Annotated in this window: 15 protein-coding genes; 5 read left to right on the forward strand and 10 right to left on the reverse strand. The window is 61.0% G+C overall.

The annotated features are described in order from the left end of the window. Window positions 1-15: 15 nt before the first annotated feature. Both pqqA and TAN611_RS11820 read right to left on the reverse strand, forming a co-directional pair. A complete protein-coding gene (gene pqqA, locus TAN611_RS11815) occupies window positions 16-93 on the reverse strand; it encodes a pyrroloquinoline quinone precursor peptide PqqA (protein ID WP_004937827.1) in 78 nt (25 codons plus the stop codon). A gap of 126 nt (window positions 94-219) precedes the next feature. Continuing rightward, the gene (locus tag TAN611_RS11820; protein ID WP_111737078.1) at window positions 220-1,269 is read right to left on the reverse strand and encodes a dipeptidase; all 1,050 of its coding nucleotides are present in this window, start codon (window positions 1,267-1,269) and stop codon (window positions 220-222) included. 302 nt (window positions 1,270-1,571) lie between these two features. Here TAN611_RS11820 and TAN611_RS11825 point away from each other — a divergent pair, with 302 nt between their 5' ends. From TAN611_RS11825 to TAN611_RS11835, 3 genes are all read left to right on the forward strand, one after another. After that, window positions 1,572-2,054 (forward strand): DUF2778 domain-containing protein, encoded by a 483-nt coding sequence (locus TAN611_RS11825; RefSeq protein WP_203066481.1) that lies wholly within the window; start codon window positions 1,572-1,574, stop codon window positions 2,052-2,054. Then, window positions 2,051-2,275, forward strand: a complete 225-nt coding sequence (locus TAN611_RS11830; protein WP_105231176.1) for a hypothetical protein — start codon at window positions 2,051-2,053, stop codon at window positions 2,273-2,275. Before TAN611_RS11825 ends, TAN611_RS11830 begins: the two co-directional genes overlap by 4 nt. A gap of 76 nt (window positions 2,276-2,351) precedes the next feature. Continuing rightward, on the forward strand, window positions 2,352-2,576 hold the full coding sequence (locus TAN611_RS11835) for a hypothetical protein (RefSeq protein WP_111737076.1): 225 nt from the start codon (window positions 2,352-2,354) through the stop codon (window positions 2,574-2,576). A gap of 147 nt (window positions 2,577-2,723) precedes the next feature. Here TAN611_RS11835 and TAN611_RS11840 read toward each other — a convergent pair whose 3' ends face one another. Further along, window positions 2,724-5,123, reverse strand: coding sequence for a glucose/quinate/shikimate family membrane-bound PQQ-dependent dehydrogenase (locus TAN611_RS11840; protein WP_105231177.1), 2,400 nt, complete (start codon window positions 5,121-5,123; stop codon window positions 2,724-2,726). 574 nt (window positions 5,124-5,697) lie between these two features. On the opposite strand from TAN611_RS11840, the gene TAN611_RS11845 reads away from it, so the two are divergent. Continuing rightward, on the forward strand, window positions 5,698-6,117 hold the full coding sequence (locus TAN611_RS11845; protein WP_370447007.1) for a DUF2231 domain-containing protein: 420 nt from the start codon (window positions 5,698-5,700) through the stop codon (window positions 6,115-6,117). A 13-nt stretch (window positions 6,118-6,130) separates the two neighbouring features. Continuing rightward, on the forward strand, window positions 6,131-7,432 hold the full coding sequence (locus TAN611_RS11850; RefSeq protein WP_105231179.1) for a sorbosone dehydrogenase family protein: 1,302 nt from the start codon (window positions 6,131-6,133) through the stop codon (window positions 7,430-7,432). 87 nt (window positions 7,433-7,519) lie between these two features. Here TAN611_RS11850 and TAN611_RS11855 read toward each other — a convergent pair whose 3' ends face one another. The 7 genes from TAN611_RS11855 to TAN611_RS11885 all read right to left on the reverse strand — a co-directional run bounded on the left by TAN611_RS11855 (window position 7,520) and on the right by TAN611_RS11885 (window position 15,265). Beyond that, window positions 7,520-8,962: an MFS transporter gene (locus TAN611_RS11855; protein WP_105231180.1), complete on the reverse strand. Its 1,443-nt coding sequence runs from the start codon at window positions 8,960-8,962 to the stop codon at window positions 7,520-7,522. Between the two features lie 80 nt (window positions 8,963-9,042). Next, window positions 9,043-9,528: an Lrp/AsnC family transcriptional regulator gene (locus TAN611_RS11860; protein ID WP_105231181.1), complete on the reverse strand. Its 486-nt coding sequence runs from the start codon at window positions 9,526-9,528 to the stop codon at window positions 9,043-9,045. Between the two features lie 49 nt (window positions 9,529-9,577). Beyond that, the gene (gene doeB, locus TAN611_RS11865) at window positions 9,578-10,591 is read right to left on the reverse strand and encodes a N(2)-acetyl-L-2,4-diaminobutanoate deacetylase DoeB (protein ID WP_203066482.1); all 1,014 of its coding nucleotides are present in this window, start codon (window positions 10,589-10,591) and stop codon (window positions 9,578-9,580) included. Between the two features lie 12 nt (window positions 10,592-10,603). Beyond that, window positions 10,604-11,803: an ectoine hydrolase DoeA gene (gene doeA / locus TAN611_RS11870; RefSeq protein WP_203066483.1), complete on the reverse strand. Its 1,200-nt coding sequence runs from the start codon at window positions 11,801-11,803 to the stop codon at window positions 10,604-10,606. Window positions 11,804-11,887: 84 nt separating this feature from the next. Then, window positions 11,888-12,847 (reverse strand): cyclodeaminase, encoded by a 960-nt coding sequence (locus TAN611_RS11875; protein ID WP_203066484.1) that lies wholly within the window; start codon window positions 12,845-12,847, stop codon window positions 11,888-11,890. Beyond that, a complete protein-coding gene (eutB, locus tag TAN611_RS11880; RefSeq protein WP_105231185.1) occupies window positions 12,834-13,847 on the reverse strand; it encodes a hydroxyectoine utilization dehydratase EutB in 1,014 nt (337 codons plus the stop codon). The genes TAN611_RS11875 and eutB overlap by 14 nt, the downstream gene beginning before the upstream one ends. 14 nt (window positions 13,848-13,861) lie before the next feature. Then, window positions 13,862-15,265, reverse strand: coding sequence for an aminotransferase (locus TAN611_RS11885; RefSeq protein ID WP_203066485.1), 1,404 nt, complete (start codon window positions 15,263-15,265; stop codon window positions 13,862-13,864). Window position 15,266: the final 1 nt, after the last annotated feature.

The following is a 15,266-nucleotide window of genomic DNA, read 5'->3' on the forward strand; positions in this document are numbered from 1 at the left end:
GGGCATGACGGGCAATTAACGGTTGGAAATGTACAGCGTCACTTCCAGGCCCAGGCGCAGGTCGACGAATTCAGGTTTAGTCCAGGTGGTCATATGTCGTACTCCTATTTTATAGTCGCGGGCAAAAAGCGCCCATTTAGAAAACCGTTTACATTCGGCCGCTGCGATGTTGAATAAATGTGATGAACTTCGCAACCTTTAAAGGGTAAAAGTTTTTGGCTACGCGCGCCAGTTGACATCAAGCGTTTTTATCCAGTTGCCCCAACAGAGCTTGTCCAGCAGCGGTTGGTCAAAACCCGCCAGCGACAGCGTCTGAATCAGCGTCGGCAGCCCGCTGACGTCTCCCAGCGGCTGCGGCACATTCACACCGTCAAAATCCGAACCGAATCCAACGTGGTCTTCACCAAGTTTAGCGATTAGAAACTCAATATGTTTAACAATTTCGGTCAAATCGGTATTGGCGCTGTCTCGTTTGCCGTCGGCGCGCAAAAATGCGGTGCCGAAGTTGACGCCGACCATACCGCCGCTGTGCGCGATGGCCTCCAGCTGCGCGTCGGTGAGGTTACGCGGCTGCGGGCAGAGCGCATGGGCGTTGGAGTGGGTCGCCACCAACGGCGCGTTGCTGAGCGCGGCGGTGTCCCAGAAAGCCTTTTCGTTCATATGCGAGACGTCGATCATGATGCGGCGTCGGTTGCAGGCGGCAATCAGCGCTTTGCCGGCGGCGGTCAGGCCGGGGCCGCTGTCCGGAGAGCCGGGAAACGCGCCACGTATCCCTTCACCAAACGCGTTGGGCACATTCCAGAACGGGCCGATGCTGCGTACGCCCAGTTGATAGAAATGATCCAGCTGCGACAGATCGGCGTCCAGCGCGCCGGCGCCCTCAATATGCAGCACCGCGGCGATCCGTCCGTCGGCCCGGCACTGGCGGATATCGTCGACCGTACGGCAGATGCGCAGCCGTTCCGGCGCCGCCTGCTCCAGCTGATGCATAATAGCGATCTGCTGCTCGACGATGGTCAGCGGATCGAAATAGTCCTGCACCTGCGCTTCAGACTGCCCGCGCTGCTGGGCGACATACGCCACCGGCGGGATAAATACCGCAAACAGCCCGCCGGCGAAACCGCCGCGCCGCATACGCGGAAAATCGAGATGGCCGCCCGCCACCTGATGGTAAAAGGCGCCGGCCGGATCGTCGGGGTGGTCAAGCCACAGTTTGAGCAGCAGGTCGTTATGGCCGTCAAATACGGCGTGGGGCGCTGGGGTCGTCATGGTGGTTTCGCTCTGTCGGCAGGTAGGCGTCTATGTTCCCCGATCTGCCGGGACAGGGCAACCGCCGACCTTGCCGAACGGTGGTTTGTGCGGCAAGTCGCTAAAAAATGGCCGCCCCGAAGGACGCAATTTCTTGATTTTTTTTGTGACGAGTTAAAGCAGTGCCTGTGTGACACCTGTTTTCCCATCTTTTACCCTCGGTTGTTGTACACCCACAAACAGGATCGGTCTGATTGCCTTGAACAACCTTTAATCATTAACATTAAAAGGGGCTTATTCACTGTCTCAAGGAGTGAGATATCATGAAGTTAAAATGTACCTTTCATTTGAATAATCAATACATGTCTTGTCTCTGTGTTGATGGGTTTGGCTCCTTTGCTGCTTGGTCTGGCATTGGTGAAGGGCGCAACAACCCTAACATGACGCATGTCCCCAGCATTGGCGCACTCCTCAACGGTCGCTACTACATCGTAGAAAGGCCAACCGGCGGGCGGATGGGGCCACTACGTGATGCTATGCTCAAACACATTTACAGAACTGATAGAAGTCTATGGTTTGGCCTGTTCCGGGACGATGGAAAGATAGATGATGTGACGTTCACACAGGGCGTTATGCGTGGTGGATTCCGGTTGCATCCAGCGGGGCCGCGTAAGATTTCTGAGGGCTGCATCACTCTGTTCAATCAGCGTGAATTCAATGTGCTCCGGTGGCGTATCCTCAACTCTCCAAAGTTCAAAATCCCCGGCTCAAACCTTTACGCCTACGGTGAGGTCAGAGTGATATGAAACGCATTCTCTTGAGCCTGATAGCCTTTGTGGTGCTGGCTATCGTCCTGATGTTTATTCTGGGGGCTATTATGCCGGATAGTCTGATCCGCTCACTGGCGAGCCTGCTTGATATCCACGATGCGGAGGGAATAACAAACCTGCTTGCAGATGTGACTCTCATAGCGTCTGCGGCGCTCTCTCTGCCGATCGTCTGGATGGGTAACCGCAGGTTCAGATAGGGCGCAGAGAGCGTCCTATAATTATAACATTCATTCCCGGTTCCAACCTTCGGGCTTATGGTGAGGTCAGAGTCATATGAAACGAACACTCTTGAGCCTTGTAGTCTTTGTGGTGCTGGATATCATCTTGATGTTTATCCTAACAGCCGTACTACCGAAGAAAATGGTTTATGCGCTGGCTGAAAGACTCGATATCTACGGCGCGGAAGGGATTATTGACCTGTACGCCTACATCACTATCCCGCTCTCCCTACTGCTCGCTGGACTTATCGTCTGGATAGGTAACCGCAGGTTCAGATAGAGCGCAGAGCGCGCCCTATAACGATAACGTTCATGGCGGGTTGAAATGACTGATCGTCTCCCCACTTTCCCTGCCTAAGCTATCACAAAAAAATGGCCGCCCCGAAGGGCGGCCATCTGCTGTACTCACACGCGTTAGCGCGTCAGATTACTTGCTTTCGGTGCCGTCTGGCAGGGCATAGGCCACAATGTAGTCGCCCATTTTGGTGCCGAACGAGCCGTGGCCGCCTGCGGCGATCACCACGTACTGCTTACCGTTGACCTGATAGGTCATTGGCGTTGCCTGGCCGCCGGCCGGCAGACGCGCTTCCCACAGTTTATCGCCGTTGCTGACGTTAAACGCACGCAGGTAGTTATCTGCGGTAGCGCCGATAAAGAAGATATTACCCGCGGTGGTCACAGGACCGCCCAGCATTGGCATACCCATTTTAAACGGCAGTGGAACCGGCGAGCTGTCGCGCACGGTGCCGATACGTTTTTTCCACACGATCTTGTTGGTTTTCAGATCGACCGCAGAAATGTAACCCCAGGCCGGCTGTTTGCACGGGAAGCCCAGTGGCGACAGGAACGGGTTCAGAGTTACGCCGTACGGTACGCCGTACTGCGGCTGAATGCCGGACTCGGAGCCGGTGCCGCCTTTGTCATTTTCATCCGGTTCGATCGGGTTGCCCGGACCGCGCGGAATCAACTTGGAGACAAACGGCAGCGCCATCGGGTTGGCGATCGCCACCTGACGGTCGGTATCCACCGACAGGCCGCCCCATTCAAACATCCCCAGGTTGCCCGGGAACACCAGCGTGCCTTGCTCGGACGGCGGGGTGAAGGTGCCTTCATAGCGCAGGCTGTGGAACATCACGCGGCAGACCAGCTGATCGTAGATGGTCGCACCCCAGGTGTCCGCACCGGTCAGTTTCTCTTCCGGACGGAAGGTCAGCTCGGAGAACGGCTGCGTTGGTGACAGACGGTCGCCTTTCGCCGGGCCCTGCGGTACCGGGCGCTCCGGTGCAGGCACCACCAGTTTGCCGGTGGCGCGGTTCAGCACGAAGATGTTGCCGGTTTTGGTCGGTACGTAAATGACCGGTACTTTCTTGCCGTCTTTATCAGTGATATCCGCCAGCGTCGGCTGGGCAGGGATATCCATGTCCCACAGGTCGTGGTGCACGGTCTGATAAGACCAGGCCAGTTTACCGGTGCTGGCATGCAGAGCCACCAGGCTGCTGGAGTAACGCTCCATTTCCGGCGTACGGTCGCCGCCCCAGATATCCGGGGTAGGAACGCCCATCGGCAGGTAAACCAGATCCAGTTTGGCGTCATAGGCTGCCGGCGCCCAGGAGTTCGGCGAGTTCGGCACGAAGTGGTGTTCGTCGGCAGGGATCTTGTTCGGATCGGCGCTGCCCGGATCGAAGGCCCACAGCAGTTTGCCGCTGTTGACGTCAAAGCCGCGGATTACCCCGGAAGGCTCGCGGTTGGAGTAGTTATCGGTGACCGCACCGGCGATGATGATCACTTTATCGGTGACCACCGGCGGCGAAGTCGGCTCATAACGGCCCGGCGACGCATACGGCATATTGCTCTGCAGGTTCAGCTCGCCGTTGTTGGCAAAGTCCGGGCAGCGTTTGCCGGTTTCCGCATCCAACGCAAACAGACGACCGTCGTTCACCGGCATGATAATACGGCGGGCGCACTGGGCAGCCGGCGTATGATTGGCATCGGCCTGCGCCGCAGCCGGTGTTTCATGATAAGAAACGCCGCGGCAGGTGATGTGCTGGAAGGTCGAGTTGTATTTGAGCTGCGGATCGAACTGCCACTTCTGTTTACCGGTAGCGGCGTCCAGCGCGAACAGTTTCTGGTGCGCGGTGCACAGATACAGCGTGTCGCGGATTTTAATCGGCGTCACTTCGTTGGTGATCTCACCCGGGTCGTTCTCGGTTTTCAGATCGCCGGTGCGGAAGGTCCAGGCTTCTTTCAGCTGAGAGACGTTTTTGTCGTTGATCTGCTTCAGCGGCGAGTAGCGGGTACCTTCCTGAGTACGGCCGTAGGCCGGCCAGTCAGCGCCGTCAGCCTGCGCGGCCTGATCGACCACCGCCTGCGTCTGCGCCGGGTCCAGCGTGCCGTGGATCTCCTGCGGGTCGTTGAACACCGCATAGACCAGCACCACCACGGTCAGCACCAGCACCGCGCTCAGCGCGCCGTAGGCCAGTTTGCCGCCGGCAACCAGTTTGCGGTAAATGAACGGCAGCACCATCCACAGACCGAAGAAGAAGGTGACGTCGAGACGCGGCGTCAGCGCCCAGAAATCAGGGCCGACTTCCCACAGCGCCCAGATCACCGTGCCCAACAGGAACAGGGCGTACAACAGTAAAGCAGTAGCACGACGACGATACAGCAGCCATGCGGTTATTAACATTACCAGACCGGCGACGATGTAATAGAACGAGCCGCCAAGTTTGGTCAACCATATCCCGCCGACTAACAGATATACGCCGCTTAACGCAGCGAACAGTGCTGTTAATAGGATCAGGATGGATGAGGGGTGTTTTTTTTCCATAGAATTAACCACCGTGAATTAAAAAAGCTTCATTTTGAGAATAAGCCAAATCTCAAAAAGCATTCTGTTTTTTTGTTTCACCGGGCCGAAAATAGCGTTCGGCCGGTCGCTTTATTGACCCTGGAATCAATAAAGATGCGCAAGTATGAGACTTATTTCACAGATATGGTAGAGCTTTAATGGTAAGACGCACGTTTTTTCACCGCCGCAACACCGGCTGGAGAGCGCCTCAGGCCAGTAATCATGCGGCCTGAGGCGGGAAGCGCGGCCGATGAACAATTAATGCGTCACCCGTCACAGAGCGATAGCGCATGGTTTATTAATCATCAAATATCGTACGTTATTTATGGCTATTCACGCGCCGGTGAAATATACCCTTAATTTTATTGCCACAATATATCGGGGGCAGGATGATTCTAAATTTGATTACCCCTGATTTTTTCGTTGTTTTTTTTCGCGTTTTTTTCGTCCTGCGCGCCCGCACGTTCCATCATCTTTACTAATCTATTACAGGCGCGGTCGCATGTTGGCGGCTGCGCATACCTTTGGATGCGTTTAGGAGACGGAAATGACTATCCACCATAATACCTCGGGAAAATCGACGCTTGCCGTGGCGCTGTATGAACTGCTGAACCCGATTCCGCTCGGATTCTTTGTTGCCGCCTGGGTCTTTGACATTATTTACCTGAAAACTTTTGTACTGATGTGGACCCACGCCGCCAGCTGGCTGATCGCCATCGGGCTGGTGATCGCCATTATTCCACGGCTGATTAATCTGGTGCAGGTCTGGTTCAGCGGCAGCGCGCGTGAGAGCGGGGCGAAACTGCACTTCTGGCTGAACCTGCTGGCCATCCTGCTGGCAATCGTCAACGCCTTTATTCACAGCCGCGACGCCTACGCGGTGGTGCCGTTGGGCGTCACGCTTTCGACCCTGGTGGTGATCCTGCTGCTGCTGGGCAATGTGCAATTTGCGTTACGTCAACGTGCCGCTTAAGGAGAAGCCGACCATGAAAAAACTCAATACCGTCCTGACCGCCGCCGTCCTCAGCGCCCTGCTGGCGGGGTGCGACAACGGCTCACAGCTGGATCCGCAAAAGCAGATAGGCCCAGACCCGGAGCTGCCGCAGGCGAAAAACTTCCTGATGCCGCCGATGCAGGTGCCGGAAGGCACCGCCTGGAAACAGGGCGAGATGCCCAAGGTGGCCGAAGGGCTGAAAATTGAAAAAATCGCCGAGGGTCTGATGCACCCGCGCCAGGTTTACGTGCTGCCGAATAACGATATTCTGGTGGCCGAATCCAACGGGCCGGCCAAGCCCACCACGCGGCCGAAGCAGCTGATTATGGGCATCGTGCAGAAATCTTCCGGCAAGGGCGGCGCGGGCGGCAACCGCATTACGCTGCTGCGTAACGTTGACGGCCAGTGGCAGAAACATACCTTTATCGAAAATCTGCGCTCGCCGTTCGGCATTCAGCTGATCGGCAACACGCTGTGGGTGGCCAATGCCGACAGCCTGGTGAAATTCCCTTACCAGGAGGGGCAAACCGAGATCCGCGAGCCGGGGGTTGAAGTGACCGAACTGCCGGGCGGCCCGCTCAATCACCACTGGACCAAAGCGCTGCTCGCCAGCCCGGACGGCAGCAAGCTGTATGTCGGGGTCGGCTCCAACAGCAATATCACGGAAAACGGCATCGGCGCGGAGTATCGCCGCGCGGCGGTGCTGGAAGTGGATGCCGACAGCGGCGCCAGCCGTATTTATGCCGGCGGTCTGCGCAACCCGACCGGGCTGCAGTGGGAGCCGCAAAGCGGCAAGCTGTGGGCGATCGTCAACGAACGTGATGAAATCGGTTCCGATCTGGTGCCGGACTATATGACCTCGGTGCAGGAGAACGGCTTCTACGGCTGGCCGTACAGCTATTTCGGCCAGCATGTGGACAGCCGCGTACAGCCGCCGCGGCCGGATCTGGTGGAAAAGGCGATCAAGCCCGATTATGCGCTCAGCTCACACGTCGCGCCGCTGGGGCTGCTGTTCTACACCGGCGACAATATGCCGCAGTACCGCGGCGGGGCGTTTATCAGCGAGCACGGCAGTTGGAACCGCACGCCGCTCAACGGCTACCGGGTGGTGTGGGTGAAGTTTGAAAACGGCAAGCCGGTCGGCAAGCCGCAGCCGGTGGTGACCGGATTCCTGACCGACGACCAGAAGCAGGTGCGCGGCCTGCCGGTCGGCCTGGCGATGGATAAGCAGGGCGGCGTGGTGATTGCCGATGACGCCGGCGACAGCGTCTGGCGCATCAGCGCCGCGCAATAACGCGTTAACCCGGGTCTGGCGCGACGGCCAGACCCGTTATCTTGCCTGCGCCGTCCGGCAACATCAGCCGGACGGCGTTTTTCATCCTCAGCCGTCGCTGGACAGGGCGCTGAGGCGCAGACGCTTGCGGCGCTGGTGCCGATACAGGTGATCCATAATCTCGGCCCGCGACTCAATCGCCGGCGGCGAGCCTTCCAGCGGCTGACAGGCGCTCTCTTTACTCATCCGCACCGCAATCAGCCCCACCAACGCGCCGAACATCAGATAGCCGGCGGGCGCCAACGGGTTGTCGGTGACGTTGACCAGCCAGGCGCTGAGCAGCGGCGCGGTGCCGCCGAACAGCGACGTGGAGAGGTTATAGGCGATCGCCAGCCCGCCATAGCGCACCGCGGTGGGGAACAGCGCCGGCAGCGTTGAGGCCACGGTGCTGAGAAAGCAGGTCAGCAGCAGCCCCATCACCAGCATGCCGATAAAGGTCAGCGCCAGGTTTTTGCTGCCCAGCGCGTAAAAGCAGGGCAGCGTCAGTAGCAGAAAACCGACGCAGCCGAGGGTCCACAGCGGCTTGCGGCCGATCTTGTCGGACAGCGCGCCCATAAACGGCAGCACCACCATCATACACAGCATGGCCGCCACCACGATGGTCAGCCCCTCCAGCTCACTCAGCCCCAGCACCACGTTCAGATAGCCGGGCATCCAGGTCAGCAGCATATAGTCGGCAAGATTGAGGATAAACACCATGCCGATGCACAGCAGGAAGGCGCGCAGGTGATGGGTGACAATCTCTCGCCACTGCTGGCGCAGCCCCGGCGGCGGCGCGCTGTTTTCCATATGTTTGGCGAAGGCCGGGGTCTCTTCCAACCGCAGACGCAGCCAGACGCCGATCAGCCCCAGCGGGCCGCCGATCAGAAACGGCACCCGCCAGCCCCATTCACGCATCGCTTCATTGCCCAGCAGCAGGGTCATGGCGGTGACCAGCGCGGCGGAGAAGATCAGCCCCAGCAGGGTGCCTACCTCCAGCCAGCTGCCCAGCCGGCCGCGCTTTCTGTCCGGCGCATATTCGGCAATAAAGGTGGCGGCGCCGCCGTATTCGCCGCCGGTGGAAAACCCCTGTACGCCGCGCGCCACGATCAGCAGCGCCGGCGCCCACAGGCCGATGCTGGCGTAGCTCGGGATCAGGCCGATGGCGAAGGTGCCGAGCGCCATCATGATCATGGTCAGCGCCAGTACCCGTTTGCGGCCGATACGGTCGCCGAGCGGGCCGAAAAACATGCCGCCGAGCGGGCGGATCAGAAAGGCGACGGCAAAGGCGGCATAGGTGGAGAGCAGTTGGGCCCCGGGGCTGATCTCCGGAAAGAAGACCATCCCCAGGGTCACGGCCAGATAGCCGTAGATGCCGAAGTCGAACCACTCCATGGCATTGCCCAGTGAGGCCGCCGCCACGGCGCGTTTCACCAGGGATTTGTCGATGATGGTGACATCGGGGACGGCGTCAGCATGATGTTGTGATGCAGGTGATGTGTTGCTATTCATTATTTTTCTCCATGATTAATCTGGAGAGCGGGGCGGCGGGAACGAAGCGCCGCCCACGGCATTACCCATATTCCCTGCGTTTATACCTCTATGTCGCCTTCACGGCGCAGGCTTTGCAGCGCCGCGACGGACTTTACGTTTTTGGTGACGATATAGGTAAAATAGCGTTCGATGCCCAGGTCGGAATCCAGCCAGCTGTCAATCAGACGCTGATACTCGTCAATAGACAGCGTTTCGAATTTGGCCCAGTAATCCACGCCGCCGCCCACTGCCACACATTCGGTCAGTTCTGGCGTATTGAGCACGCGTTTTTCAAAACGGGCAAAGCTCTCTGCGTTATGTTGTTTAAGCTCGATCGATACCCAAATCGGCAGGCGCTTCATCAGCACCCGGGCGTTGAGCCTGGCGTAATATCCTTCGATCAGTCCGGCCTGCTCCAGGCGTTTTACCCGCTCCCAGCAGGGGCTGACGGACAGGTTTATCGACTCCGCCAGCCGCGACTTGGTAATGCGGCCGTCTTTACTCAGAATGTCGAGGATCTTCAGGTCATAGCGATCGAGTTTCATACGGTAATTACATCCTTAATGGCGACCGACGCGCCGGGGCCGTTAATCGCTATGGCGATACGATCTCCCGGGCAATAACGGCCAGCGTGTCCCCCATCGCAACCTGTGCCGGAAAGCGCCGCGCCAGCACAATGCCGTCGCGCAACGCCCGGTACTCCACCGGCGGCTGGCCGCTGCGGGAAGGGTCATAAACGCGGGCCAACAGTTCACCCGCGTTTACGCGCTGGCCCAGTGGGCAGAGAAATTCCAGAATGCCGCAGTGCTCGCTTTGTACATAGCAGGATGCATCCGGCATATCAAGCAGCTGCGTTTCTCCCTCCCAGGGCTGCGGCGTCTCCGCCAGCACGCCGTGATGGGCCAGAAAGTTGCGCACGCCGCGTTCCGCCAACTGCTGGCGCTGCGGCGTGGTGGTGCCGCCGCCGCCCAGCTCGGTGGTGACAAATCCCTTACCCTGGCTCTCCACCACCGTGTCGTACAGCTGGCTGGCGTCCAGCTCATACATCATCACGGTCAGCGGCGCGCCGAAGGCCTGCGCGGCGGCCAGGTTATCGGCCTGCTGACGCTCGTCATCCAGCGCGTGCAGCGCGGCGAAGGGCATTATTTCCAGCGTGCGGCCGCCGGAGTGCAGATCCAGCGCCACGTCGCACATCGGCACCAGCACCCGGGTAAAATAGTCGGCAATCTGCGCGGTGACGCCGCCGTCCGGCGCGCCGGGAAAGCTGCGGTTGAGATTGCCGCCGTCGATGGGAGACGTGCGTTTACCGGCCTGTACCGCCGGCGCGTTCATCATCGGAATGATGATTACCCGCCCTTGAACCTCGTCGGCCTGCAGCGTGTTGGCCAGTTTCAGCAGGGCGATAATGCCCTCGTACTCATCGCCGTGGTTGCCGGCGGTCAGCAGCGCCGTCGGCCCCGGCGCGCCGTTGATCACCGTCACCGGGATCATCACCGCGCCCCAGGCGGAGTTGTCGTGGGACCAGGGCAGCTTCAGGAAGCCGTGCTGCACGCCGGGCTGGCCGAAATCCACCCCGGCATACACGGGGCTGGGCTTTTCATGACTCATGCTGTTGGCTCCTTATTTGACGAACAGACGTCGTGGGTAGTCGCACAGGACGTCGGCGCCCTGTGCGGTGATAACGATGCTTTCGGTGATCTCCAGCCCCCAGTCATCCATCCACAGACCGGGCATAAAGTGGAAAGTCATGCCCGGCTGCAGCGGCGTTTCGTCGCTGGCGCGCAGGCTCATGGTGCGTTCGCCCCAGTCCGGCGGGTAGCTGATGCCGATGGGGTAGCCGCAGCGTGCGCCGCCGCGATCGATGCCGGCACGACGCATGGCGCCTTCCAGCGCCCGGGCGACATCGCCGCAGGTGTTGCCCGGACGGGCGGCGGCCAGCCCCAGCTCAATGCCGGACAGCAGCGCCTCTTCACCGCGCCGGAAGTGATCCGGCACGTCGCCGAGGAAAATGGTGCGCGACAGCGGCGCGTGGTAGTGACGGTAGCAGCCGGCGATCTCAAAGAAGGTGCCTTCCCCGCGGCGGAACGGTCGGTCATCCCAGGTGAGATGCGGCGCGGCCGCGTCGGCACCGCCCGGCAACAGCGGTACGATCGCGGCGTAATCGCCGCCGAAACGCACGCCGTCGTCGTCCACCCAGCCTTCGATGGCGCAGCGCTGGATCTCCGCCACCAACATGTTTTTCGGCAGACCCGGCTCCACCATCTGGTAAATGCGCTCATGCATCCTGCCGACGATGCGCGCGGCGATACGCATATACGCCAGCTCGCGCGGCGACTTGACCGCCCGGCACCAGTTCACCAAGGCGGTGGCGTCGATAAATTCCTGCTGCGGGCAGTTCAGCTGCAGGTTCAGAAAGGCCAGGGCGGAGAAGTAGTAGTTATCCATTTCCACGCCGATGCGCGCCTGACTCCAGCCGAACAGCGGCAGCACTTCCTGAGCCAGGGTGCGCATCGGATGTTCGTCCGGATTCTGCACCAGCCGCTCCGGGTAACCGATAATCCGCTCGTCGGCCATCCAGCAGGTGCGCAGCGCGCCGTTGCTGTCCTGCTGGCGGCCGAACCACACCGGTTCATCCTCCAACCCCAGCAGCACGCACTGATGCACGTAAAAAGACCAACCGTCGTAACCGGTCAGCCAGGCCATATTGGAAGGGTCGCTGACCACCAACAGATCGATGCCTTGCTGCGCCATGGCGGCGCGGGTTTTGGCGATCCGCTGGTCGTACTCTTCGCGTGTGAAGGGCAAAGTTTTCGTCAACATGCTGTTTTATCACTCATCGCAAGCGTGGAAGCCCTGACCGGCGGGGAAACGCCGGCCTGTTTACCCTGTACCCAGGGCGCGGGGTTACTGCGACTGCTCCAACTGCTCCAACTGCGCCAGCGCAAAGGCGGCGATGGCGCTGTCCTGCACCCCGGTGCCGCTCAGGCAGCACAGGGTGATGTCTTGCGGCGTAAGGCGCAGCGGGGTGCCGCCGGCAACTAATGCGCCCAGTTCGTACACCGTGAAGGGCGGCGTCTGCCCGTTAAACGCTTTCAGCTCGCCGTTGTGCTCGCTCTGGCTGCGCAGATCGCAGACGACGTGGTCGGCATGCAGCAGGGCGCTGATATCAATCTCCCGCTTGTCCGGGCTGTCGGATCCCATGGCGGTGACGTGTACGCCGGGAGGCAGGTGCTCGGCAAACAGCAGCGGCTCGCGGGACGGCGTGGTGGTGACGATAATGTCCGCCCCGGCGCAGGCGGCGCCGCTCTCCGGGTATCCCGTCGCCTGTAGCCCGGCATCCGACAGTTCCCGGGCCAACCGCTGCGCCGCCTCCGTGCGCCGCGCCCAGATTGATACCTGTTCGACCGGAAACAGCAGACGCAGGGCGGCCAGCTGCAGCCGCGCCTGTTCGCCGGCGCCAATCAGCGTGATGCGCCGGCTCTCCGGCCGGGCAAGATATTTGGCTGCCAGCAGCCCGGCCAGCGCGGTACGCACGGCGGTGAGGTAGCCCTCATCCAGCAGCAGCGCCCGTGGGACGCCGGTTTCGGCGCTCAGCACCACCATCAGCCCGTTAAGGCTGGGCAACCCGCGCCGGGGATTATCAAAAAATCCGGGGCTGATTTTGATGGCGAAACTGTCGCTGCCGCGGATCCAGGCGGTTTTGACGTCCACTTCGCCGTTGACCTCCGGCAGCGCCATCGAAAGGATCGGCGGCTGCACCACATTGCCCGTGCCGAGGGCGCGGAATCCTGCCTCAACCGCCGCCAGCGCGGCGGCATCCAGCCGCACCACGGCGCTAATCTGCTGTCGGTTATAGATCTGCATCCTGTGCCTGCTCCTGTCTGGCCCGATCGAAGGTTTCCAGCGCGACGTTGTTGCCGCTCAGCACCAACGCCACCTCCTTGCCTGCGATCGGGATCCGGTGGTGTTCTATCGCCGCCAGCCCGACGGCCGCGGCCCCTTCCAGCAACATCTTCTCCTGCTCCAGCAGGGTGACCATCGCCCGGGCGATGGCCGTCTCCGGCACCTGATAGTGGCTGTCCATCGTCGCGCGTACCAGCGCCAGGGTGTGGCGGTTATCAAGCCCGATACCGCCGCCCAGCGAGTCGGCCAGGCTTGGCGTCTCCGGCACGCTGACCGGTTTCCCCGCCTGCAGGCTGTGCCACATGGCGGCCCCGTCGCTGAGGCTGACGCCGACCACCTCGGTGCGCGGACTCAGCTGCTTCATCACCAGACCGATGCCGCCCAGCAGCCCGCCGCCGGACAGGCCCGCGAACACCATATCGAGCTGCGGCCGCGCCTCGAGGATCTCCAACGCCAACGTGCCCTGACCGGCGATAATCAGCGGGTGGTCGAAGGGCGGAATCGCCACCTGGCCGCGGCTCGTCACCCGTTCATCCACCGTCTCAAACGCCTCATCCTGGCTGTCGCCGCAGCGGCAGACCTCGGCGCCCAATGCCTCAATGGCCGCTACCTTATTGGCCGGCACCAGCGAGGAGAGGCAGACGGTGGCCGGAATGCCCAGTTCCCGGGCGGCCCAGGCCACCGCCCGGCCGTGGTTGCCGGTGGAGGCGGTAATCACGCCGGCCTGCAGCCGCTGCGGCCCGTATTGCTCCAGCAGGGCGGCGATCATGTTGCTGGCGCCGCGCAGTTTAAACGCGCCGGTAGGCTGCAGATTTTCCAGCTTGAGCCAGACCTTGGCGTCATAGCGCTGCGACAGGTACGGCGAATAGCGCAGCGGCGTGTTATCCGCCTGAGCGCGGATGCGCCGGCGCGCCTGCCAGACATCAGCCAGCGTAACGCCGCCGGGAAGTTCAGGATTCATCGTTGCTCCTTCTGTCAGCGTAGCTGGCCGGCGGAGCCAAGCTCATCGGCCACGCGGTTCACCGCCCGCAGGGCGCGGTCGACCAGTTCATCCACCTCGGCGCGGTTGATCACCAGCGGCGGCGCAAAGCCGAGGATATCCCCCTGCGGCATGGCGCGGGCGATCAGTCCGTTGTCCAGCGCCGCCGCCGACACGCGCGGCCCCACTTTCAGCGCCGGATCGAACGGTCGGCAGCGGGTTTTGTCGCCGGAGAATTCAATTGCCGCCATCAGCCCGACGCCGCGCACCTCACCGACCAGCGGATGATCGGCAAAACTGTCGTGCAGGCGCTGCTGGAAGTACGCGCCGGTGTCGGCGGCGTTCTGCACCAGGTTTTCCCGCTCGATAATCTGCAGATTCGCCAGCGCCGCCGCCGCCCCCAGCGGGTGGCCGGAATAGGTCCAGCCGTGACCGATCGGACCGTATTCGCCGGTGCCTTGCTCCAGCACGCGCCACACCTTGTCGCCGACGATCACGCCGGACAGCGGTTGATAGGCGCTGGTCAGCCCTTTGGCGATGGTGATCAGATCCGGGCGCATACCGTAGGTATGAGAGCCGAACTCACTGCCGGTACGGCCGAAGCCGCAGACCACTTCATCGGCAATCAGCAGGACGTCGTACTTATCCAGCACCGCCTGTATCGCCGGCCAGTAGCCCTCCGGCGGCGGCACGATACCGCCGGTGCCCAGTACCGGTTCGCCGATGAACGCCGCCACGCTGTCCGGCCCCGCCGCCAGGATCATTGCCTCCAGCCGCTCGGCGCAGTGCTGCGAGAACGCCAGTTCGCTGACGCCCGCCAGCTCCGGCGCCCGCTGGTAGTAGTAGGGGGCGTCGGTGTGCAATATGCCGTCAATCGGCAGGTCGAAATGGTCGTGGAACGACGCCAGCCCGGTCAGGGATCCGGCGGCGATGCTGGAACCGTGGTAGCCGCGCAGGCGTGAGATGATTTTCTTCTTCTGCGGCCGACCGAGAATGTTGTTGTAGTAACGCACCAGTTTGATCTGGGTTTCGTTGGCGTCGGAGCCGGACATACCGTAATAGACTTTGGACATGTTCATCCCGGCTTTGGCGATGATCTTTTCCGACAGCGCCACCAGAGGCTCGTTGGTATGGCCGACATAGGTGTGGTAGTAGGCCAGCTCTTTGGCCTGACGATAGATGGCTTCGGCCATCTCTTCACGGCCGTAGCCGATATTGACGCAGTACAGGCCGGCAAACCCGTCGATAAACTGATTATCGTCGGCATCGTGCACCATAATACCGCTGCCGCCGGTCATCACCCGGCCCGGCAGTTCGCCGTGCGCATAGTCGCGCAGATGGGTGGAGGCGTGAAACGTCACCTGACGGTCGCGGGAAATCAAGTCGTTGCGCTGTTCCATG

It is taken from the genome of Serratia sp. Tan611 (assembly GCF_905188235.1).
GTDB classification, from domain to species: Bacteria; Pseudomonadota; Gammaproteobacteria; order Enterobacterales; family Enterobacteriaceae; genus Serratia_B; species Serratia_B rhizosphaerae.

What these genes read in the sequence shown, in the direction of transcription:
- pqqA (WP_004937827.1), bottom strand. Translation starts at nt 93, where the DNA reads ATGACCACCTGGACTAAACCTGAATTCGTCGACCTGCGCCTGGGCCTG.
- TAN611_RS11820 (WP_111737078.1), bottom strand. Translation starts at nt 1,269, where the DNA reads ATGACGACCCCAGCGCCCCACGCCGTATTTGACGGCCATAACGACCTG.
- TAN611_RS11825 (WP_203066481.1), top strand. Translation starts at nt 1,572, where the DNA reads ATGAAGTTAAAATGTACCTTTCATTTGAATAATCAATACATGTCTTGT.
- TAN611_RS11830 (WP_105231176.1), top strand. Translation starts at nt 2,051, where the DNA reads ATGAAACGCATTCTCTTGAGCCTGATAGCCTTTGTGGTGCTGGCTATC.
- TAN611_RS11835 (WP_111737076.1), top strand. Translation starts at nt 2,352, where the DNA reads ATGAAACGAACACTCTTGAGCCTTGTAGTCTTTGTGGTGCTGGATATC.
- TAN611_RS11840 (WP_105231177.1), bottom strand. Translation starts at nt 5,123, where the DNA reads ATGGAAAAAAAACACCCCTCATCCATCCTGATCCTATTAACAGCACTG.
- TAN611_RS11850 (WP_105231179.1), top strand. Translation starts at nt 6,131, where the DNA reads ATGAAAAAACTCAATACCGTCCTGACCGCCGCCGTCCTCAGCGCCCTG.
- TAN611_RS11855 (WP_105231180.1), bottom strand. Translation starts at nt 8,962, where the DNA reads ATGAATAGCAACACATCACCTGCATCACAACATCATGCTGACGCCGTC.
- TAN611_RS11860 (WP_105231181.1), bottom strand. Translation starts at nt 9,528, where the DNA reads ATGAAACTCGATCGCTATGACCTGAAGATCCTCGACATTCTGAGTAAA.
- doeB (WP_203066482.1), bottom strand. Translation starts at nt 10,591, where the DNA reads ATGAGTCATGAAAAGCCCAGCCCCGTGTATGCCGGGGTGGATTTCGGC.
- doeA (WP_203066483.1), bottom strand. Translation starts at nt 11,803, where the DNA reads ATGTTGACGAAAACTTTGCCCTTCACACGCGAAGAGTACGACCAGCGG.
- TAN611_RS11875 (WP_203066484.1), bottom strand. Translation starts at nt 12,847, where the DNA reads ATGCAGATCTATAACCGACAGCAGATTAGCGCCGTGGTGCGGCTGGAT.
- eutB (WP_105231185.1), bottom strand. Translation starts at nt 13,847, where the DNA reads ATGAATCCTGAACTTCCCGGCGGCGTTACGCTGGCTGATGTCTGGCAG.
- TAN611_RS11885 (WP_203066485.1), bottom strand. Translation starts at nt 15,265, where the DNA reads ATGGAACAGCGCAACGACTTGATTTCCCGCGACCGTCAGGTGACGTTT.